We start from the raw sequence: 20,154 nt of genomic DNA, 5'->3' as shown, positions 1-20,154 counted from the left end.
CAGTGGGCGACCCCGGGGCTAATATCTGAATACTTTTCACGTTGCTGTGGAGGTTCGGATGGCCGGTCCGCAGTTCCCCGCCGACTTCTTGTGGGGCGTTTCGGCGTCCGCGTTCCAGATCGAGGGCGCCGTCGCCGAGGGCGGGCGCGGCCGGTCCAGCTGGGACACGTTCTGCGCGACGCCCGGCAAGATCGCGGGCGACGAGACCGCCGACGTGGCGTGCGACCACTACCACCGCTACGCCGAGGACGTCGCGCTCATGGCCGGGCTCGGCGTCGACGCCTACCGGCTGTCCTTCGCCTGGCCGCGGATCCAGCCCGACGGCAGCGGCAAGCCGAACCCCGAGGGCATCGCCTTCTACGACCGGCTGCTCGACGCGTTGTGCGCGGCGGGCATCACCCCGGTCGGCACGCTGTACCACTGGGACACGCCCCAGCCGCTGGAGGACGCGGGCGGTTGGCGCAACCGCGAGACCGCGCTGCGCTTCGGCGAGTACGCGCGGATCGCGGCCGAGCGGTTCGCCGATCGGGTGCCGATGTGGATCCCGATCAACGAGCCGATGGTCACCTCCATCTACGGCTACGCGATCGGCCAATACGCGCCCGGCGAGTTCCTGCTGCTCGACGCGCTGCCCACGGCCCACCACCAGAACCTCGCGCACGGGCTCGCGGTCCAGGCGTTGCGCGCGGCCGGTGCCGACCAGGTGGGCACGGCCAACAACCACGGCCCGGTCTGGCCGGTGGGCCCGGACGACGGCGACGCCGCGAGCGCGATGGACGAGTTGATCAACCGGCTCTTCGCCGATCCGGTGCTGCTGGGCCGTTATCCCGACCGGTACACCGAGCACCTGCCGGCCGGGTTCGCCGACGACCTGCCGGCCATCGCGACGCCGATCGACTTCTACGGCGTCAACTACTACGAGCCGCAGGCCGCCGCGTCCCCGTCGCCGGGCAACCCGCTGCCGTTCGACCTGGTCCCGGTCGAGGGCTACCCGATGACCACCAACGACTCGCCGATCGTGCCCGGCGCGCTGACCGAGTTGCTGGTCGGCATGCGCGACCGTTACGGCGACGCGCTGCCGCCGATCCACATCACCGAGAACGGGTGCAGTTTCGACGACGAGGTCGGCCCCGACGGCCGGGTGCGCGACGGTGCCCGGATCGAGTTCCTCGAGGCGCACCTGCGCGCGCTGGCGGACGCGATGGCGGCGGGGGTGGACGTGCGCGGCTACTTCGTCTGGTCCATTTTGGACAACTTCGAGTGGAGCAAGGGCTACGCCCCGCGGTTCGGACTGGTGCACGTGGACTTCAAGACGTTGCAACGCACACCCAAGGATTCCTATCGCTGGTACCGGGATCTGATCGCGAGCGCGAGATGAACGCCCCCGCCGCGCTCGCCGAGCCGACCGTCCGCGTCCGTCCAGGGTGGACTTCGCTGTTGTTCCTGGCGAACCTCGGGCTGTGGCTCGCGGTCTACGCGCCGATCCAGGTGCTGCTGCCGCGTCAGGCCGAACTGCTCGACCAAGCGAACAAGACCGTCGTGTTGTCGGTGGTGATGGGTGTCGGCGCGCTCGCCGCACTGGTGGCGAACCCGGTGATCGGGATGCTGTCCGACCGCACCACCTCCTCCTGGGGCCGGCGCCACCCGTGGACGTTGCTGGGTGCGGTGGTCGGCCTGCTCGGCCTCGTGGTGCTGGCCTTCGCGCCGAACGTCGCGCTCATGGTGGTCGGGTGGGCGATCACGCAGATCGGGTTGAACGGCATGCTCGCGGCGCTGACCTCCGCGCTGCCGGACCGGGTGCCGGTGGCGCAGCGGGCCGAGATCGGCGGGTACGTCGGGATCAGCCAGATGCTCGGCACGGTGATCGGCGCGTTGCTGGTCACGGTGCTCGTCACCGGGCTGATCTCGGGTTACATCGCGTGCGGCCTGGTCGCGGTGGCGTTCGCCCTGCTGTTCGTCCTGCGCACGCACGACGAGCGGTTGCCGGTGGAGCTGCGCCCGACCGGCGGCCTGGTGACCGGCCTGCGCAACCTGTGGATCTCGCCGCGGCAGCACCCGGACTTCGGCTGGGGCTGGGCCACGCACTTCCTGGTCAACCTCGGCAACGCGCTCGGCACCCTCTACCTGCTGTTCTTCCTCGACGACGTCGTGCACTACCAGCCCGATCCGCAGGACGGCCTGCTGATCCTGATGGCGATCTACGGCGTCGCGTTGATCATCGGTGCCGTGGTGTTCGGCATCGTGTCGGACCGCACGGGCAAGCGGAAGCAGTACGTGGTGCTGTCGGCGATCGTGATGGCGCTGGCGGCGTTGCTGCTGGTCATCTGGCCGACGTGGGGCTCGGCGCTGCTGGCCGCGCCGCTGCTGGGGTTCGGCTTCGGCATCTACTGGGCGGTGGCGCTGGCGATCCTCACCGAGGTGCTGCCGTCGGCGGGCGACCGGGCCAAGGACCTGGGCGTCATCAACATCGCGAACTCGCTGCCGCAGGTGGCGGCCCCGGTGCTGGCCGGGCTGGTCCTGAAGGCGTCGGCGGGGTACAGCCTGCTGTTCTTGTTGTCCGCTCTGGTGACCCTCGGCGGCGGCGTCGTGGTCACCCGGATCAAGTCGGTCCGCTAGTCACCGCAGTTCGCTGAGCAGTTCGTCCGCGGCCGCCGCCAGCTGCGCCGTGGTGACCGGCGTGATCGTGACGTGGTCGTCGGTGCGGATCACCCGGTAGCGGCCGCCGTCGTTGTGGAAGAACGCCACCACGCTCGCGGAGCGCCGGGTCACGCCGTGGTGCGTCACCTCGGCGACGATCTGCCCGTGGCCGTCGGCGCCACACATCATGTCGGCGAGCGTGCGCGCGTCGTCGCGGCTCAACCCGCCGCGGCGCAGGACCACCCGGCGCGAAGCCGCGGCTTCCGCCTTGGCCAGCAGGCCCACGTCGACCGTGATCGACCGCCCCGGCCCGGCGGGCAGCTCCGGCAGCAACCCGGCGATGGTCTGCGCCAACCCGGTGTCGGGCACGGTACGCAGCAACAACCGCCCGTCGGCGAACTCGACCAGGACCGCCCGTTGGTTCACCCGCCCGAGCAACGCCCGCAACCGCGCGGTGTGCAGTTCGAACGACGTCACCCGCGAGGCGACCAGCCCGATCGCGGTCCGCAACCGGCTGGTCGCCTGGCCGAACCCGGTGGCCAGCCCGCGTCCGGTGAGCGCCGACCAGACCGCGTGCTCGATCCGCGCCCGCTCGGCGTGACTCCCACCCGGCGACGGCATGTCCAGCACCGCGGGCGGGACCCCGAGCCCGGCCGCCCGCCAGACCACGTCGAACTCCGTCGCGTCGAGCGCGACCCTCACTCCGACCCGCCGATGACGTCCGGCACCACGTAGAACTCGCCATCCCGTAAGTACTCGTCGTCGGTGTCGGTATCGAATGGCTCCCCACTGGGCACGCGATAGCGGTTGTGGTGCTCCTCTTGCTCCTTGCCCGGGGCTCCCGCCGCCCCGCCGACCAGCCCGCCGTTCCCGCTCGTCCGCGGCTGCGTCGTCGGCCGTTGCCCGGCGGGTTGCCGCTCCACCACCCGCTCGACCTGCCGCTCGACGCCGGACTTCGACCCTTCACCAGGCTGCGGCCCACCAGTGCCGAGCACGTCGGGATCACCGCCCGGTGACCCACCTACCACCGGGCCACCGCCGACCGGTACCGCCGCGATCCCTCCGATCACCGCAGTCGGCACCGGGCCGCTGCCTGCCGTGGCCGGATCACCTCTCGCTGCCGACGTACCGGCCGGCGTTTGGCCGCGGCTGACCGACATCCGGCCGGTCGCCCGCTGAGCTGCCGAAACGGGGACCTCTTCCCGGTGGTGACCAGGCGAATCGGGAGCGTGGGCTACCGGTTTGACCGGGGCCTGCGACGGAGCGGTCGTCGGCTTGCCGCTGCTCGCCGGCAGGGGACGCGTCGCCGTCGGACCGGCCTGACCGTGGGTCGTGGTCTGCGTGGATGGGCCATCGGTCGTGGTGTCCAACACGAGCGACGGCACCGGAGCGATCCGCGGCAGCGCGGCCAGGCGCTCTCGCGTGGCTTCCTGGTACTCGGCCATCACCTCGCGGGCCCGGTCCTCGGCGTTGCGACGGGCGTCGATGCGCACCTTCGGGTCGACCGTGGTGCCGAGAATCGAGTGCTGGCCATCCAAGTCGAGGGGAATCGGTGGTACCCGGTGGCGCGTTGCGGCCGATTCGCCGGACTGACCCATTGTCGAATCCCGGTCGTCATTGCCGTGCTGGTGCAACTCGCTGTCGAAATCCCGCAAAGCTGCCATGACCGAGGTCACCGAATCGGCCGTGGAACCCTCCCAACCCCCGGCGTCGATCTTCGCCAACGACCAGCGCACCCCATCCGCGGCCTCGCGCAGGGCGTCGACGATGCGTTTCATGTGGGTATCGATGACGTGGGCCGACGCCCCCGCCTTGCCCTGCGTCACCCAGGCCAGGATCTCCTCGTGGGTGACGCCCGCGAGTCTGACGTCGGGTTCCACCGTCATTTGCTCCCCCTAACGGTTCTCCGCATTCTCTAGCACCATCGCGGCGACCTTCTTCGCCTCCTGGCAGTACGCCGCCGAACCGGTCACTCCGCCACCGGCCAGCCTGGAGCTGAAAACGTTGATGTACTGCCCGTCGTGGACGTCGACGAGGATCGTGCACTTGTCCGGCAGGGGCGCCGAGCGAGGCACTGTGATCTGCAAAGCCGGAAATCCGGATACCGTCGTTTTCGTTGGCGGTAGATCTGTCTTGTACTCCGGGTCTGTCAGCCAAACGTCGACATTCGCATTGGTGACGAAGGAGATCAGCGATCCGAACTCTCGTGGTGCGGAGCCGTAAGCGCAGTTCGGTGCGCCAGTGATCCCGTCGACATCAGCGATGGGTGGGCTCTGCCAGCCGCGGTTGTACTGCAGTTCTTTTTCTTGTTCATCGGTCAACGCTTTGCAGGGATCCAACCCACTCACGTCGACGTCCCGCGGCCGTGGTGGCAGCAGTCGGCTTGTGGTGGTCGTTGCGAGCGTGGTGGTCGTGATGGTGCGCTGCGCCTGAGCCGTTCCCTCCGACTTCGGCGTGCGAACGACCGCTACGACGACCACGACAACGCCCACGACGAGGATCGCGGCGAAGACGCTTGCCACTGCCTTGGCTCTGCCGCTCATGGCAGGCCGTATGCTTCGTTGAGTTGGCGAGCGTTCCATTCATCCGTCTTGCCATAGCTGTCCGCGATCTCTTTCAACGCGTTGTACGTGCGTTTGTGTTCGGCGATCAATCGCGTGACGACATTGGTGAACGAATTCTCCGCATTCACGAGGTACTCGTTGAATTCCTCGACCGCCCACTTGCTGTGGGGGTCGCCCAGGAATGCGTCGCTCGGCAACAGGAGATCAAGGGCCAGGTTCTGCGATGTCGATGCATCGAGTGTTTCGATGATCTGGTGAATGGCTTCGGCCAGGTCCACCACATTCTCTGGGGTCACCTTGAGGTGCTGGATGTTTCCGGAGGAAGGCGGGGGTGCGCTGTTGTGCTGCTGGACATGGCCCTGGTCAGCCGTAACACCCGCCATGGCGCCGCCCCCTGTGCGTAGCCAACGTGCTCGTCTAGTCACAAGTAGTAGCTACCGCGTGCGCTAAGCGCAAGGGTCTCGCCGGCGTTGTACCTAAAGTGCGTACTCTCGCTTGCTGTCGATTAATCGGCGAGCGGCAATTGTCGAAAGGACCGTTCTCGACGATTGCTCCGACGAAACCAAGAGTTGACAAAAATGGGACGGCGTCGGTGCTCGACCGGGGAGTACGAGCACCGACGCCGGGTTGGGGCCGCGGACCGATACCGGTCGGGGGAGGGGAGTGCTACGGCACCGGCCCGCGGAGTCTTTGGCGTTGATTCAGTTGTGGTGGCCGGCGGTCCGGGTCGTCGCGCTCGGGGGTACGGGCGATCCGGACCGTCGGCCCAGACGACTTCTCGATCGCAGGCGTCCGGGGAAACGCGGATCGAGGTCGCCGGTCTGGGTTACCTGGCGCGTGCGGGCACGGCTCGGCGGTCCTGCGCGGGCACGCGGCCGTGCCGTCCCGCGGGCTTTTCCGGGGCCAAGCCCCCGACTACCAGGTGTTCGTGCGCGGCCCGCCAGACGGCGCACGGCGCCTTCTGCTGGCGCCAGCGACCGGAGCAGGTCGGGCAGTTGCCCTTCTCGTCCGGCTCGTGCTCGGCGAGCATCGCCCGCCAACCTTCGGTCAACCGCGGCAGCTCGGAGCGAGCCACCGACAGCAAGGACGGTGCATCAGCGCGGTTCGCGAGCTCGGAGAGCATGTCGAGGCGCTCCCAGACCGCATCGCGAAGGACCTGGCCGAGTATCTCGTCCACCGGAACGTCACCGTCACCTTTCCGCCTGTTCGGCGGCTTCTCGTAGTGCGACGCGCAGCTGGCTCAACTGGCCCGCCGTCAACACCGCTGTCTCTCCGGGGGGCCCGACGAGCACCACCCGGTCACGTTCGGCGAGCACGGTGAGGCATCTGTCGCGGTTGATGACGTCACCACAGTTGATGCGCCACACCCTGCGACCCTCAGCGGACCCGGGCAAACCTTGGCCATCGGCGTCGCGCACAACAGGCTCAAGTGGAGCCACTGCCGTTCCGGCCATGTTCACTCTCGGTTTCCCTCCGTACTCGCACGCTTACAGCATCTAAGATTGCGGTGCGGGAGTTGCGTTTGGCGAGGAGCAGCGCCGATCGGCCGGAGTTTCACGGTGAACGGTCACCGGACTTCGGCAGGACCGATCAGGCTCGCCGATCAGCACTTCTCCGGGCTCGCGGAGTGCCCTTACTCTGCGGTTGACGCCCAGCGGACTGTGAGGGGGCGGGATGAACTCCATCGGATCTCAGAGCAGCCCAGTACCGCCGGAGGTCTGGGAAGCACCGAAGATGCGAGAAGCGCTCGCAGCGCGGGAGATCAGTTCCGTCTACCGGTTGCTCAGGCAACACGGTGTCTCACAGCGTCAGATCGCCGCCGCGACCGGTCAATCGCAGTCCGAGGTGTCGGAGATCCTCAAGGGCAGGCAGGTCATGGCATATGACGTGCTCGCACGGATCGCCGACGGGCTGGGTGTCCCAAGGGGATACATGGGCCTCGCGTACGACGACCTCACGGCAGTGCGGGTCGCCGGTGCGCACGAGGCCTCCCAGACCAAGGAGTCCGAAGAAGTGAAGCGGCGCAAGTTCCTGGCGCGCGCGGCGGCCGTGACGGTCGGCGCGTCCGTGCTGGGAGCCGATGACGGGGACTGGGTGTCCAACCCGGTCCGGACGCCCGCGCCCGGCCGGATCGGCATGACCGACGTCCGCCAGGTGGAAGCGGCGACCAGGGCCCTGCGCTCCCTGGACTACCAGTACGGCGGCGGTGCGTGTCGTGACGCCGTGGTCGCCCAGCTGACCTGGGGTCAGCAGATGCTCGCCGCGTCCAGTTCGGACGCCGTACGCACCCGTCTGCACGTCGCGCTCGCCGACCTGCACAACCTGGCCGGCTGGACCTCGTTCGACATCGGACTCAACGACCCCGCACGCAACCACTTCGGCCGCGCCCTGGAGCTGGCCAAGGCCGGCGGCAACGAGCCGCTCGTCGCCAACATCCTCTACCGCATGGGCCGCGTCTACCTGCACCAGAAGGAGCCGGACGACGCGCTGAAGATCTTCCAGCTCGGCCAGATCGCCGCCCAGAACTGCGGCTCCGAGCTCGCCGTCTCGGTCATCTGCGCGAACCAGGCCTGGGCCTACGCGATGATGGGCCACAAGGAACAGACGATGAAGCAGCTCGGCCGGGCCCGCTCGGAGTTCGAGCGCGCGAACCTCGCCGAGGCGCAGGACTGGGTCAAGTTCTTCAACGAGACCGACCTGACCGCGATGATCGGCACCGTCCACACCGTCCTCGCGGTGACCGCCGACCCCAAGCACACCCGGTTCGCCATCCCGGCGCTGCAGAAGGCCATCGACAGCTTCGGCGACAACATGGCCCGCAGCAAGATGTTCAACATGAGCGCGCTGGCCACGAACCACCTGATCGAAGGCGACGTCGACCACGGCACCAAGGTCGGTCGCCAGGCGGTCAACATGGCCGAGGGCCTGCGCTCGAAGCGGGCGATCGACCGCCTCGAACCGCTGGGCAAGGAAGCCGCCAAGCGGCGCAACAACTCCGACGCGGCGGATCTGGCGGACATCATCTCCCGCATGTTCGCGGCCTGATCGGCACCTGCGGCCGCCGACTTGAACGAACCCGGTGCCGGACACTTCAGCAGGTCGAAGCTGGATGTCGCGCTGCGTGAAGTGTGCGCCGTGATCGGTGCGGACCACCGCGGTGCGCAGCTGCTCCGGCTGACCAACAACGCCGTCTACCGCTTGGCGCACGAGCCGGTCGTGGTGCGGATCGTGGCGTCGCGCGCGCTGGACCACCGCGTACACACGGTCGTCCGGATCGCGCGGTGGCTGCAGGAGCACGACGTCCCGGCCGTACGCCTGCTGGCCGGCCACGAGCAGCCCATACAGGTGGACGGGTACCTGGCCACGGCGTGGGACTTCGTGCCGTCCGGCGAGTACCGCCCGACCGGCCGCCACCTGGCGGAACTGCTGGTCAAGATGCACTCCCTCGACATCCCGAAGGAGCTCGACCTGCCCTCGTGGGCGCCGCTGGACGCCGTGCGCAACCGCGTCGGTGAGGCCGAGGCCCTCGACCCCGACGACCGCGAGTACCTGCTCAACCGCTGCGACCAGGTCGAACGCGCGCTCGCGGAGCTGGAGTTCCTGCGACCGTGGCGGGTGGTGCACGGCGACGCGCACCTGGGCAACGTCATCCCGTCACCGAACGGCCCGGTGCTCTGCGACTTCGACTCCTCGGGGATCGGGCCGCCGGAGTGGGACATGGTCCCGGTCGCGGTGGGTGTCCTGCGCTTCGGTGAGCCGGTCGACACCTACCGGCAGATGGTCGACACCTACGGCCTCGACGTGACGACGTGGTCGGGTTTCGAGGTACTGCGCGAGGTGCGCGAACTCAAGCTCACCACCAGCGTGCTGCCCATCATGACCAGCCACCCCGAGGTCCGCCCGGAGCTCATGCGCAGGTTGCAGGACTTCCGGGACGGGAACACCGAGGCGACGTGGGAGCGGTACCGGTAACGCAGCGCCCGCCCTCAGCGAATCCATTCTCGACAGGGGACCGGTTGGTCCTCCTTCCGTGTCGGCCGCTACGCTGAGTGCGGACCTCACGATCTCGGTGCCGCACGATGAGGTGATTCAGTCCGGTGTTCGGTTTGCAGCGCCCCGCTACGCGGGACAGTAGGCGGGTGACCCGCGCGCTGCACTCCGCGAACGTGCTGGACCAGGTGGTCGAGGCCCAGCTGCCGCTGATCGCCCAGCTGCCCGAAGACAGTCGCAGACGTGCCGCCGACTACCTCGCCGAGCTGGTCATGCTGGCGCAGGCCTACCGCCACCACGCGAGCGGCTGGATCACCCGCCGCGAGCTCGAGCGCCGGGGTCTTGCCGCGGCGGACAAGCTGGCGGAGCTCCGCAAGCACCGGCCGCGTCCGGCGCAGTTCACCGAGCAGGACTGACCGCTCGACGTTTGCGCCATCTGGCGGTATCCGTTCGTAGGGCGTCTGGCGATTCGGACGTACCCTGCGCGACGAGCGGTCGACCACCGGCTATCCGACGGGTGCCCGGGTGAGCACGACCGCGAACCCGAAGGCGATTCCCATCACGGACAGTTCCATCGCGACCCACGTGGCGATCGCTCCGGGCTGGTGGCGGGCGACCTTCGGCAGCAGGCGCAGCCGGATGGTGCCGCCGAGCGCGGCGAGGGCGATCACGCACGTGATCTTGAGCAGCACCAGCACGCCGTAGCTCGTGCCGAACAACGCGCCGAGGAGTGGGTGGTCCGGCGTGATGGTCAGCTCCTCGACCGCGTTCACCACGCCGGTCACCGCGACCGCGGCGACGCAGGCGGTCGCGAGCTTCGAGAACCGCGGCAGCGCGATGGCCAGCAGCGTCCGGTGGGCGACCAAGGTCATCACCACCGCGCAGAGCCCGCCGGTCCACGCGACGGCGGCGAGCACGTGCAACTCCATCGAGATCATCGAGAGGTCGTGCAGGTTCCAACTTCCGGCGTGACCCGTGACCGGCAACGGCAGCAACGTGAACAACGCGACCGCGGCCCGCAGTTCGGCGGGCACCGCCTCGCCGAACCGGACCGCGAGCCCGGCGAGCAACGCGCACACCAATGCGAAGATCGCGACGACGACCAACGCCTTGCCCGCGGCCACCTTGCCGACGTAGTCGCTGATCGCGGCGAACGACACGTCCGCGCCCGGCTGCAGCTCCGCGGTCTGCAGCACCAACGTGATCAGCGCGAACACCACCCACGCCAGCGCCGCCGCGAGCGCGAGCCGGCGGGTCCCGGCGAGCGCGGTCTCGGCCTGCGCCGGGCGGTCGAACCCGATCAGGACCGGCAGCACGGCGAGCCCGACGGTCAGCACGGCCGACATGTCGAGCAGCGCCCGCACCACCGGGATGCCGACCCGGACCACCACGCCGCTGTCCGCGAGCCCGGGCACCGAGGCGAACCCGACGACGGCGATGCCGATCAGCACGCCGAGCACCGAGGCCGCCACCAGCAGGCCGAGCAGCCGGTAACGCGGGGACGCGGTGGTCCGGGTCGCCGTCACTCGACCGGCTTCTTCGGGCTACCCGACCGCAACGCGAGCGTGACGCCCACGCCGAGGAGCACGACGGCACCGGCGATCCACACCCAGACCGGCAGCCCACCGCCGCTGTCCTGCGACACCGTGTTCGTGCCCGGTGTCGGCGTCCCGCCGCCCGCCTTGGTCAGCGTGAACGGCACCTGCGCGCGCACGGGGTGCCCGTCGTCGGACAGGACCTGGTAGCTGATCTCGTACTTGCCCGCCGGCCCGAGCGTGCGCAGCGGCACGCTCACCGTCCGACCGTCCACAGTGGTCTCGCCGCCCTCCCAGTGGTCGCCGTTCGGGCCGATGACCACGATGGAGTTGAACTGCTCGCCCTCCTGCACCGGCTGGTCGAAGGTGAGCGTCACGACCGGCGGTCCGGCGTCCACACTGGACCCCGCCTTGGGACTGCTGTCCACCAACACGTTGTGCGCCAACGCCGTTCCGGTCAACCCGACCATCGCGAGCAGCGCGGTGGCGGTGAGGACCACGAGCCGCCTCATGCCTGCGCGACCTTCCGCGCCCGCACCGTGGCCCCGATGCCGACGCCGAGCCCGAGCGCGCCGACGACCAGCCCGGCACCGCCGAGCCAGCGCGCCGTGTCGTCGGAGCTCGACGGCGTCGCCGCGGCGGGGGCCGCCTGCTGCGTGGCCGCCGGGTCGGCGTGCTCGCCGCCGGATGCCGCGGTCAGGGTCACCACCGGCGCCGGGTGGTCCGGCTCCTCGGCGCCATCGGCCACCGGCGGCGCGTTCCAGTCGACGACGTCGCCGTTGTCGTAGGTCTGCTTGGCGGGCAACACCAGTTGGTCGGTGTTGGCCGGCAGGCGGCCGGCGGAGATCTCGAACTCGTCGAACTGGCCGGGCGCGATCTTGGTGCCCTTGGCCGCGGTCCACGTGACCCCGGTGACCGCCTCGTCCACCTTGGTGTTGCCGGACTGCACCGGCGGGTTCAGCTTGGTCTTGGTGACCGAGGCCGTCCAGCCGGGCATCGGCTTGGTGCTCACCGACGACAGCGCGTACTTCGGGTCGATGGTGACCTGCAGCTTGATGGTGCCCGCGGTCTCCTGCTCGTTCGGTACCCGGAAGGTGATCTTGGTGTAGCCGCCTTGGGTCGCGGGCTCGCCGAGCACCTTGGCTGTGACGTGTGCGCTGGCGATGCCGCTGCCGAGAACGGCGAGTGCGCCGGCGGTCAGCCCGATGGCCCCGGCACGCAGCAGGAATCGATTTGTCGACATGAAGATAAAGCTCCTGAATGCAGGTGTGGGTGACCACGCGTTCGACGTGGTCGATGACATGCGGAAATCAGGAGCCGACAGGTGGACCGCGGCGGCCGTGCGTTCGCCGCAGGTCGACGGCCAGCTGCACCGGGGCGTGGTCGACGGAGGCCGGCCGCGCGAGTACTGGGCCGGGCACGCCCGCGAGGTGGGCGACCCGCAACAGTCCACGCAGGTAGGCGACCGCCGTTTCCAGCACCTGCAGGGTCGCGTCCGCGCGCAGCAGCAGGATAGCCGTGGCCAGCGTCGCGACCGCGTGGGTGAAGATCATGAGCAGGGGATCGCCGGTGGTCAGCGGCTCGTGCGCCATCGCCGCCATCAAGCCGTGCATGCCCAACTGGGACGCGCCGAGCACGCCGAGCAGGGCCGGCATGCCGTAGCGGGTCCACGCGATCGAACTGCCGGCCCACGCGACGAGCACGGTGAGCACCACCGCGATCGACGTGTCGGGCACGGTCCCACCGGCGCCGCCGTGCGCGACCATCGCGAGCGCGGCCGAACCGCACGTGAGCATGGCGGCGCGCCACCCGCGCCGTGTGCTCCCGTGACCGCGTCCCACAACCGCTCAGGGTACGGCGCCACCGGATCGGATCGGCTGGCCAGCCGGGAGAATGCCCGCTCTCACACCCCGAGCCGGTGCAACACCCGCTCTTCGAGTCCGTCCAGCTCCGACGCGATGGCCCGGTGCGCGGCCTTGCGCCGTACGGTCGGCATCCGTTCCGCGGCCCGGACCGCCGCGGTGAGCTGGCGCAACGTCGTCTCGGCGTTGGCGACGAACTCCTTGTCCTCGGCCTTGGCGTTCGGCCGCTCCCGCATCTCGGCGATCGCGTCGGCCGCCCCGGCGATCCGGGCGTGCAGCGCGCCGCCCCGGCCGGTGTACTTGCCCAGGTCGTCGACCGGAACGCCGAGCTTGCGGGCCCGACGCCGGTCGAGCTGGTCGCGCACCGCGCCCGCGGCCTGCACCACGAACGGCGTGACCACCGGGATGACCGCGGGGCCGATCACCTTCGCCACCGCCACGGCGTTCTTCGCCTTCGCGGGCGTCATCCGCGGCGACCCGTCCTTGGCCGCCTTGCGCTTGCCCAATGCCATGGCCCCGCCCTTCCTCGATGAGGAGAAATTTACTGATCCACCGGCTTGTCCGCAGCGTGCGGGAGATCGTGTCGGTGGGGCGAACTAGGCTGCGGTGTGTGACGGAAGTGGTGCTACTCGACGCAGGCGTGGTCAGCCGCTGCCGTCGTCGGGTGCACCTCGAGCACGATCCGGACATGCAGGACGCCCCACGCGCCGCGCCGGACCCTACCGGCCAGCAGCGCAGGGCGGATGCCGCGCGGCACCGGCGCGCCGTCGCGGACGCGCTGGCCGCGCTGGCCGGCGACGGCTGGCGGGAGATCGAGCCGGACGCGCGCACGGGCGAGCGTGAACGTGCGACCCTCGCCGCCATGGCCGACGGTGTGGCCTTGATCTGGGCCGCCCAGCTGCCCCGCGACCTCGAAGGCGGCCGTCGCGGCACGGTCGACCTGCTGGTCCGCTCCGCCGACGGCTACGTGCCGGTGCTGGTGGTCCGGCACAAGGTCAGCGACCCCGGCGCGGGGGCCCGCACGTCCACACTGGACGCCCCGGTCCCGTCCGCGAGCTCGGTCGACGCGATCCGGAAGATGCGCCCGCAGCCGCGCGATCAGCTGCGGCTCGCGCACGTGCACCGGATGCTGCAGGCCTGCGGGTACGGCGCCACCGGCCGGGCGACCGGCGGCGTCATCGGCATGGACGGCGACGTGGTGGTCTGGCACGACCTCGAAGCGCCGACGTGGCCGGGCGGGCGCACCGCGCTCGACGAGTACGACGTTCGGTTCGCCGACCGGCTGGCGGTCGCGACGGCCGCTCACACCCATGCCCCGGCGCTCGCGCGGCCGTCGCGGATCGTGGAGTGCCGCGGCTGCCCGTGGTGGCCGGTGTGCGGCGCCGAGCTGACCGCGAGCCGCGACGTGAGCCTGGTCGTGCGCGGCGAGGACGCCTTGGGGCTGCGCGGCTCGGGCGTGCGCACGGTCGACGACCTGGCCCGCCTCGAGCCCGACGCCGACCTCGGCTTCCCCATGGTGGGCATGCCGATGGCCGACGCGGTCGGCCTCGCGCGAGCGTGGCTGGCCGACCTCGCCGTGGTGCGCAAGGTCGTCGACGTCAAGGTCCCGCGCGCCGACGTCGAGGTCGACGTCGACATGGAGAGCTTCGGCGACGCGGGGGCCTACCTCTGGGGAGCGCTGCTGTCCGGTGTGGACATCGGCGTGCCGCAGGGTTATCGCGCCTTCGCCACCTGGCGCCCGTTGCCCGACCCCGACGAGGGGCGCTCGTTCGGCGAGTTCTGGCAATGGCTCACCGAAGTGCGCGACCGGGCCGCCGACCGCGGGCTGAGCTTCCGCGCCTACTGCTACAACGAGCTCGCCGAGAACCGCTGGCTGCTCGCGTCCACCCGCCGGTTCGCCGGCACGCCGGGTGTGCCCCCGCGACGGCAGGTGCAGGCGTTCATCGAGTCCGACTCGTGGGTGGACCTGTTCGGCAGCGTCCGCGACCACTTCCTGTGCGCGCACGGCAAGGGCCTGAAGACGATCGCGCCGGTCGCCGGTTTCCACTGGCGCGACCCGGAGGCCAGCGGCGAGAACTCGATGCGCTGGTACCGCGACGCCGTCGGCATGGAAACCGGCGAGCCGAACGAGGACCAGCGCCGCCGCCTGCTGCAGTACAACGAGGACGACGTGCGGGCCACGTACGCCCTGCGCAACTGGATGTCCTCGGACGAAGTAGCCGAGATCCCCTACGTCGGCGACCTCTGAACGACCTCGCGCGAGGGATCAGCGGGGCGCCATCCGCAGGGCACCGTCCATCCGGATGACCTCGCCGTTCAGGTAGTCGTGCTCGATGATCATCGTGGCGAGCCGCGCGTACTCGGCGGGCTCGGCCAGGCGCTTCGGGAACGGCACACCTTCGGAGAGCTTCGCCCGGAACTCCTCGGTGACCCCGGCGAGCATCGGGGTGTCCACGATGCCGGGCGCGATCGTCACCACCCGGATGCCGAACTGCGAGAGGTCGCGTGCGGCCGGCAAGGTCAGCCCGACGATGCCGCCCTTGGACGCGGCGTAGGCCGCCTGCCCGACCTGTCCGTCGAAGGCGGCGATCGAAGCGGTGTTGATGATGACGCCGCGCTGGTCGTCGTCCAGCGGGTCGGTCTTGGTGATGGCGTCGGCGGCCAGGCGCATCACGTTGAACGAGCCGATCAGGTTGATCTCCACGACCCGGCGGAACACGTCGAGGTCGTGCGGCCCCTTCTTCGACAGGATCCGGCCGGCGGTGCCGACGCCCGCGCAGTTGACGACAACGCGCAGCGGGCCGGCTTCGGCGGCGGTCTCGACGGCGGCCTGCACCTGCTCGGGGTTGGTGACGTCGGCAGGAACGTAGGTGATGCCGTCGACGGCCTCGGCCTTCTCGATCCCGCCCGGCAGGTCGAGGGCGAACACCCGGGCGCCACCCGCGGCGAGCGCCTTGGCCGTCGCTCCGCCGAGCCCGGAAGCGCCGCCGGTGACGATGGCGGCGGTGTCCTTGATCTCCATCTGGTCCCCTTCACCCACAGGTAGTACGTGCCGGTGCAGAGGTTAACGCTCGCTAGCCCACCGGTCGCCTGTGACGTGCGCCGCCCGCGCCGAGCATGAGCCGCAACGGAAGCGCGGCAAGCAAGGCGAGCGCCACGAACAGCAGGACGATCCCGACCAACTCCAACGACTTGGGCAGGAGAGCCAGCACGAGGATCGTCACGGCGAAGACGTACTTGAGGTTCCGCATGCCCATGAATGTCGCGTGCGCGGACCTTTTACACATCCGGCGACAACCCGGAACGTGCCCTCGGGGTCACCCCGAGGGGAACAGCCCGCTGAACTCAGCTGGACGGCCGTTTGCCGCGGCCCGGGCCGGCGTTGAGCAAGATCAGGAGGGGCACCGCGGCGAGCACCGCGAGCACCACGAAGAGGGCGGCGATCCCGACGAGTTCCATGCGTTCCACGGTCCCTCGCGGACCGCCGAACGCGCGTCGGCCACGAGGGGCGTTCCGGCATCCGACTGGGGGATGACCCGCGAGCACGCTCAGCGACGGCCGGGCGGGCAGATGTCGTCGAGTTGGCGCAGGTCCTCGGTGGTGGGCTGCCACCGCGCCGCCGCCGCGTTCGCCTTCACTTGCTCCGGGGTGGTCGCGCCCGCGATCACCGACGTCACCGACGGGCGGTGCGCGAGCCACCCGATCGCCACCGACAGCATCTCGATGCCGCGCTCCTCGGCGAACGAGCGCAGCTTCTCGATCCGGTCCCACGGCGCGTCCGCGAGCAGCCGGGTCCGCCCGGCGAGCCTGCTGCCTGCCGGCGGCTCGACGTCACGGCGGTACTTGCCGGTGAGCAACCCGTTGGCCAGCGGGTAGTACGGCAGCATGCCGAGCCCGAACCGTTGGCACGCGGGCACGATCTCCCGCTCGGCGTCGCGTTCGAGCAGCGAGTAGTGGTGCTGCGTGGTCACCGGCGGGCGGTGCCGGTAGTGCCGGGCGGTCCACATCGTGTCGGCCATCTGCCAGCCCGCCTGGTTGCACAGCCCGGCGTAGCGGATGTGCCCGGCGGTGACCAGGTCGTCGAGCGCGGACAGGGTCTCGTCGATCGGCGTGTTCGGGTCGACGCGGTGCAGTTGGTAGAGGTCGATCCAGTCGGTGCCGAGCCGACGCAGCGACGCCTCGACCGCGCGCCGGATGTAGCGCCGCGACCCGCGCGCGCCGAAGTCCGGGCCGTTCGTGCCCTGCATGTCCACGCCGAACTTCGTGGCGATCACCGCCTGCTCGCGCCGCCCGTGCAGAGCCTGGCCGAGCAGTTCCTCGCTGCGTCCGCGTGGCGCGCCGTAGACGTCGGCGACGTCGAACAGCGTGACGCCCGCGTCCAGCGCCGCTCCCACCAGCGCACGCGTACCGGCCAACGACTCGGCCGCGGTGCCGGGCCGGCCCAGGTTGTTGCACCCGAGGCCGACCGCGCTGACCACGAGCCCCGACGCGCCAGCGTGACGGTGTTCCACAACCGATCACCTTATGGCGCCACGGTCGAGTGAAGCCAGCAATCGGGCGGATACTCCAGGTGATCGTTAGCAGGGTTAACAATCTCGGCCGCGGCGGCTAACGTGCCAACTGTGTTCACCACGAGGCCCGAACTGATCGGCACCCACGGCATGGTCGCGTCCACCCACTGGCTCGCCTCGGCCGCCGGCATGGCGGTCCTGGAAGACGGCGGCAACGCCTTCGACGCCGCCGTCGCCGCCGGATTCGTGCTGCAGGTGGTCGAGCCGCACCTCAACGGCCCCGGCGGCGAGGTCCCCGCGATCTTCGCCACCGCCCAAGACCCGACGCCGCGCGTGCTGTGCGGCCAGGGCGTCGCCCCGGCCGGCGCGACGATCGAGCACTACCGCGACCTCGGCCTGGACCTCGTCCCCGGCGCGGGGCTGCTGGCCGCCACCGTGCCCGGCGCATGGGACGGCTGGCTCACGATGCTGCGCGACCACGGCACCAAGCGCCTCGAAGACGTCCTCAAGTACGCGATCGGCTACGCCCGCGACGGCTACCCGGCCATCCCACGCATCCCCGACACGATCCGCGCGGTCGCCGGGATGTTCGCCGACCACTGGCCGACCTCGGCGGCGTTGTGGCTGGTCGACGGCGACGCACCCGCCACCGGCAGCCGCCTTCGCAACCCGGAGTTGGCCGACACCTGGACCCGGCTGCTCGCCGAAGCCCGCGGCGCGACCCGCGAAGCCGAGATCGACGCGGCCCGGCGCGCCTGGTCGCAGGGCTTCGTCGCCGAGGCGGTCGACAAGTTCTGCCGCACGCCGTTGCACGACTCGTCCGGGCACGCGCACGCCGGCGTGCTGACGGGTGAGGACATGGCGCGTTGGCAGGCGAGCTACACCGAACCGGCCACTGTGACGACGGGCGACTGGACGCTGGCCAAGCTGCCCGCGTGGTCGCAGGGGCCAGCGTTGCTGCAACAGGTGCTGCTGCTGGAGAACTTCGCCGACGAGCTGTCCTATGTGGATGGTGTGGCGACCGCGCGCACCGTACACCTGGCGATCGAGTGCGCCAAGCTCGCGTTCGCCGACCGGGAGGCCTGGTACGGCGACGTGCCGGACGTGCCGCTCGCCGGGTTGCTGTCGCGCGAGTACGCCCGTTCGCGTGCGGGGCTGGTCGCCGACTCCGCGTCGCTGGAGCTTCGACCTGGTGCGCCACAAGGCAAAGAGCCGCGCCTGCCTGGCTTCATCACCCAGCACCGGCCCACGGTGGCCGACCCGTCCGGCACCACGGGTGAGCCGACGGTGGCCCGCGACGGTGGCACCCGCGGCGACACGGTGCACATCGACGTGGTCGACCGGCACGGCAACATCGTCTCGGTGACCCCGTCCGGTGGCTGGTTGCAGTCCTCGCCCGCCATCCCCGGCCTCGGCTTCTGCCTCGGCACCCGTGGCCAGATGTTCTGGCTGGAGGAGGGGCTGCCGAACTCGCTCGCACCCGGCAAGCGGCCACGGATCACGCTGTCGCCGTCGCTCGCGCTGCGCGATGGCAGGCCGGTGCTCGGCTTCGGCACCCCCGGCGGTGACCAGCAGGACCAGTGGCAGCTGTGCTTCTGGCTGGCCCACACGGTCGGCGGCCTCGACCTGCAGGCCTCGATCGATTCGCCGGCCTGGCACTCGGGTGCGTTCCCGAGCTCGTTCTACCCGCGCGACCACTACCCGGGCCAACTGGTCGCCGAGTCCCGGTTGGGCGCGCAAACCCTTGCCACGCTTAGGGAATGGGGCCACGACGTGGTCGACTCGGGTCCGTGGGCGCTCGGCCGCATGTCCGCGGTGAGCCAGGGTGACGGCTGGCTGCGCGCCGCCGCCAACCCCCGCGGGATGCAGGGTTACGCCGTCGGCCGCTGATCGCCAACGGGCAGCAGACCACGCGCGGCGAACACCTCCCGCACGGCGCCAACGGCGTTCACCGTGCGGGGGAAGCCGACGTAGGCAAGGCAGTGCAGCAGCGTCTCCACGATCGTCGCCGGCTCGACCCCCAGGTTCAGCGCGCCGGCGACGTGGAACTTCAGCTGCGGCCGGACGTCGCCGAGGGCCGCCAGCGCGGCGATCGTCAGCAGTTGGCGGTGCGGCGGTTCGAGCCCCGGTCGCGTGTACAGGTCGCCGAACGCGAACTCGGCCACGTACCGGCTCAGGTCGGGCGCGATGTCCGCCACCGGGTCGAAGATCGCGGCGTGGTCGGCGGCCAGCCGGTCAATGGCCGCGAGACCGCGTTCGAAGCGGTCGCTCATGACCGGCCGTGGCGCGCGGTGAACGCCAGGATCCGCTGCCACGCGTCGTCGCACGCCGCTTGCCACTCGCCGAAGGCGCGGTCGAAGAACGAGTGCGGCGCACCCTCGTAGACGTACTTCTCGTGCGTCTTGCCCGCCGCCGTCAACGCGTCGGTGAACTCGATGAACTCCTCCTGCGGCGTGGCGACGTCCGCGCCCGCGATCAGCAACAACGCCGGCTTGTCGAACTTCGGCAGCACTTCGCGCACCAGCTTCGGTTGACCGTAGAAGCCGATCACGCCGGCCAGGTCGAGGTCAGCGGCCGCGAGCCGCCACGACTGGCTGCCGCCGAAGCAGAAGCCGACGGTGAACACCGGTCCGGCGTTGGTCTCGCGCAGGTGGTCGGCCGCGGTGGCCACGTCGAGTTCGACCTGTTCGGGCCGCACGTGCGGCAGGCGGGACGACCAGTCGAAGTCCTCGCCGCGATCGCCCGGCCCGGCCGTGCGGCCGTAGTAGTCGATCGCGATCGTGTGGAACCCGGCTTCGGCGAAGCGCCTGGTCAGCTCCTGGTAGTACGGGTGCACGCCCCGCACGTCGGGCAGGATCACCACGTTCATGCCGTTGGCCTGCTCGGGCACCGCGCGGAACGCCGAGAACTTGGCGCCGTCGGCGGATTCGAGGTCGAGGCCGCCGGCGTCCGCGACGGCACCGGCGATGGGTGGCGCGGGTGGCCTGCTGTCCGTGCTGTGGCACATCGGATTCCCTTTCGGTGGCTGGGTTTCAGCCGAACCGTAGGGAGGAAA

Annotated in this window: 23 protein-coding genes; 7 read left to right on the top strand and 16 right to left on the bottom strand. The window is 70.4% G+C overall.

Annotated features, from left to right (window positions below; translation table 11 throughout):
- Positions 1-58 precede the first annotated feature (58 nt).
- Both EV186_RS05375 and EV186_RS05370 read left to right on the top strand, forming a co-directional pair.
- Complete coding sequence (locus EV186_RS05375; protein WP_133847933.1) at positions 59-1,378, top strand: GH1 family beta-glucosidase; 1,320 nt, start codon at positions 59-61, stop codon at positions 1,376-1,378.
- Positions 1,375-2,616: an MFS transporter gene (locus EV186_RS05370; protein ID WP_133847932.1), complete on the top strand. Its 1,242-nt coding sequence runs from the start codon at positions 1,375-1,377 to the stop codon at positions 2,614-2,616. The genes EV186_RS05375 and EV186_RS05370 overlap by 4 nt, the downstream gene beginning before the upstream one ends.
- Here the strand turns inward: EV186_RS05370 and EV186_RS05365 are convergent, their stop codons facing one another.
- From EV186_RS05365 to EV186_RS05340, 6 genes are all read right to left on the bottom strand, one after another.
- Positions 2,617-3,339 (bottom strand): ESX secretion-associated protein EspG, encoded by a 723-nt coding sequence (locus EV186_RS05365; RefSeq protein ID WP_166659027.1) that lies wholly within the window; start codon positions 3,337-3,339, stop codon positions 2,617-2,619.
- Complete coding sequence (locus EV186_RS05360; protein WP_133847930.1) at positions 3,336-4,523, bottom strand: hypothetical protein; 1,188 nt, start codon at positions 4,521-4,523, stop codon at positions 3,336-3,338. Before EV186_RS05360 ends, EV186_RS05365 begins: the two co-directional genes overlap by 4 nt.
- Positions 4,524-4,532: 9 nt before the next feature.
- Positions 4,533-5,180 (bottom strand): DUF3558 domain-containing protein, encoded by a 648-nt coding sequence (locus EV186_RS05355; RefSeq protein ID WP_166659026.1) that lies wholly within the window; start codon positions 5,178-5,180, stop codon positions 4,533-4,535.
- Positions 5,177-5,584 carry a hypothetical protein gene (locus EV186_RS05350; RefSeq protein ID WP_133847928.1) on the bottom strand — a complete coding sequence of 136 codons (408 nt, stop codon included), beginning with the start codon at positions 5,582-5,584 and terminating at the stop codon, positions 5,177-5,179. The genes EV186_RS05355 and EV186_RS05350 overlap by 4 nt, the downstream gene beginning before the upstream one ends.
- A 443-nt stretch (positions 5,585-6,027) precedes the next feature.
- The gene (locus tag EV186_RS05345) at positions 6,028-6,378 is read right to left on the bottom strand and encodes a hypothetical protein (RefSeq protein ID WP_133847927.1); all 351 of its coding nucleotides are present in this window, start codon (positions 6,376-6,378) and stop codon (positions 6,028-6,030) included.
- A 13-nt stretch (positions 6,379-6,391) separates the two neighbouring features.
- Positions 6,392-6,568, bottom strand: coding sequence for a hypothetical protein (locus EV186_RS05340; protein ID WP_424982050.1), 177 nt, complete (start codon positions 6,566-6,568; stop codon positions 6,392-6,394).
- Positions 6,569-6,875: 307 nt separating this feature from the next.
- On the opposite strand from EV186_RS05340, the gene EV186_RS05335 reads away from it, so the two are divergent.
- From EV186_RS05335 to EV186_RS05325, 3 genes are all read left to right on the top strand, one after another.
- Positions 6,876-8,246, top strand: a complete 1,371-nt coding sequence (locus EV186_RS05335) for an NsdA family TPR-like regulatory protein (protein WP_133847926.1) — start codon at positions 6,876-6,878, stop codon at positions 8,244-8,246.
- Positions 8,247-8,336: 90 nt separating this feature from the next.
- Positions 8,337-9,173 (top strand): aminoglycoside phosphotransferase family protein, encoded by an 837-nt coding sequence (locus tag EV186_RS05330; RefSeq protein ID WP_133847925.1) that lies wholly within the window; start codon positions 8,337-8,339, stop codon positions 9,171-9,173.
- 167 nt (positions 9,174-9,340) lie between these two features.
- The gene (locus EV186_RS05325) at positions 9,341-9,607 is read left to right on the top strand and encodes a hypothetical protein (protein ID WP_243753822.1); all 267 of its coding nucleotides are present in this window, start codon (positions 9,341-9,343) and stop codon (positions 9,605-9,607) included.
- A gap of 90 nt (positions 9,608-9,697) precedes the next feature.
- On the opposite strand, the gene EV186_RS05320 is transcribed toward EV186_RS05325, so the two are convergent.
- The 5 genes from EV186_RS05320 to EV186_RS05300 all read right to left on the bottom strand — a co-directional run bounded on the left by EV186_RS05320 (position 9,698) and on the right by EV186_RS05300 (position 13,100).
- Positions 9,698-10,717, bottom strand: a complete 1,020-nt coding sequence (locus tag EV186_RS05320) for a copper resistance D family protein (protein ID WP_133847923.1) — start codon at positions 10,715-10,717, stop codon at positions 9,698-9,700.
- Complete coding sequence (locus EV186_RS05315) at positions 10,714-11,238, bottom strand: copper resistance CopC family protein (RefSeq protein WP_133847922.1); 525 nt, start codon at positions 11,236-11,238, stop codon at positions 10,714-10,716. Before EV186_RS05315 ends, EV186_RS05320 begins: the two co-directional genes overlap by 4 nt.
- On the bottom strand, positions 11,235-11,969 hold the full coding sequence (locus EV186_RS05310) for a YcnI family copper-binding membrane protein (protein WP_133847921.1): 735 nt from the start codon (positions 11,967-11,969) through the stop codon (positions 11,235-11,237). The genes EV186_RS05315 and EV186_RS05310 overlap by 4 nt, the downstream gene beginning before the upstream one ends.
- Before the next feature lie 67 nt (positions 11,970-12,036).
- The gene (locus tag EV186_RS05305) at positions 12,037-12,522 is read right to left on the bottom strand and encodes a hypothetical protein (protein WP_133847920.1); all 486 of its coding nucleotides are present in this window, start codon (positions 12,520-12,522) and stop codon (positions 12,037-12,039) included.
- A 107-nt stretch (positions 12,523-12,629) separates the two neighbouring features.
- Positions 12,630-13,100, bottom strand: a complete 471-nt coding sequence (locus tag EV186_RS05300) for a DUF6474 family protein (protein ID WP_133847919.1) — start codon at positions 13,098-13,100, stop codon at positions 12,630-12,632.
- A gap of 98 nt (positions 13,101-13,198) precedes the next feature.
- Here EV186_RS05300 and EV186_RS05295 point away from each other — a divergent pair, with 98 nt between their 5' ends.
- A complete protein-coding gene (locus tag EV186_RS05295; protein ID WP_133847918.1) occupies positions 13,199-14,836 on the top strand; it encodes a TM0106 family RecB-like putative nuclease in 1,638 nt (545 codons plus the stop codon).
- An 18-nt stretch (positions 14,837-14,854) separates the two neighbouring features.
- Here the strand turns inward: EV186_RS05295 and EV186_RS05290 are convergent, their stop codons facing one another.
- The 3 genes from EV186_RS05290 to EV186_RS05285 all read right to left on the bottom strand — a co-directional run bounded on the left by EV186_RS05290 (position 14,855) and on the right by EV186_RS05285 (position 17,099).
- Positions 14,855-15,610 carry an SDR family NAD(P)-dependent oxidoreductase gene (locus EV186_RS05290; RefSeq protein ID WP_133847917.1) on the bottom strand — a complete coding sequence of 252 codons (756 nt, stop codon included), beginning with the start codon at positions 15,608-15,610 and terminating at the stop codon, positions 14,855-14,857.
- A gap of 52 nt (positions 15,611-15,662) precedes the next feature.
- Positions 15,663-15,839 carry a hypothetical protein gene (locus EV186_RS38735; protein WP_166659025.1) on the bottom strand — a complete coding sequence of 59 codons (177 nt, stop codon included), beginning with the start codon at positions 15,837-15,839 and terminating at the stop codon, positions 15,663-15,665.
- A gap of 297 nt (positions 15,840-16,136) precedes the next feature.
- Complete coding sequence (locus tag EV186_RS05285) at positions 16,137-17,099, bottom strand: aldo/keto reductase (protein WP_133847916.1); 963 nt, start codon at positions 17,097-17,099, stop codon at positions 16,137-16,139.
- Between the two features lie 111 nt (positions 17,100-17,210).
- On the opposite strand from EV186_RS05285, the gene EV186_RS05280 reads away from it, so the two are divergent.
- Entirely contained in the window at positions 17,211-18,989 is a 1,779-nt protein-coding gene (locus tag EV186_RS05280) for a gamma-glutamyltransferase family protein (RefSeq protein ID WP_133847915.1), read from the top strand.
- Here EV186_RS05280 and EV186_RS05275 read toward each other — a convergent pair.
- Both EV186_RS05275 and EV186_RS05270 read right to left on the bottom strand, forming a co-directional pair.
- Positions 18,971-19,372: a carboxymuconolactone decarboxylase family protein gene (locus EV186_RS05275; RefSeq protein ID WP_133847914.1), complete on the bottom strand. Its 402-nt coding sequence runs from the start codon at positions 19,370-19,372 to the stop codon at positions 18,971-18,973. The two genes, EV186_RS05280 and EV186_RS05275, sit on opposite strands and share 19 nt — an antisense overlap.
- The gene (locus EV186_RS05270; RefSeq protein ID WP_133847913.1) at positions 19,369-20,106 is read right to left on the bottom strand and encodes a dienelactone hydrolase family protein; all 738 of its coding nucleotides are present in this window, start codon (positions 20,104-20,106) and stop codon (positions 19,369-19,371) included. Before EV186_RS05270 ends, EV186_RS05275 begins: the two co-directional genes overlap by 4 nt.
- Positions 20,107-20,154 lie beyond the last annotated feature (48 nt).

It is taken from the genome of Labedaea rhizosphaerae, assembly GCF_004362825.1.
Classification (GTDB): Bacteria; Actinomycetota; Actinomycetes; order Mycobacteriales; family Pseudonocardiaceae; genus Labedaea; species Labedaea rhizosphaerae.
This window is presented reverse-complemented; position numbering and strand designations above follow the sequence as displayed.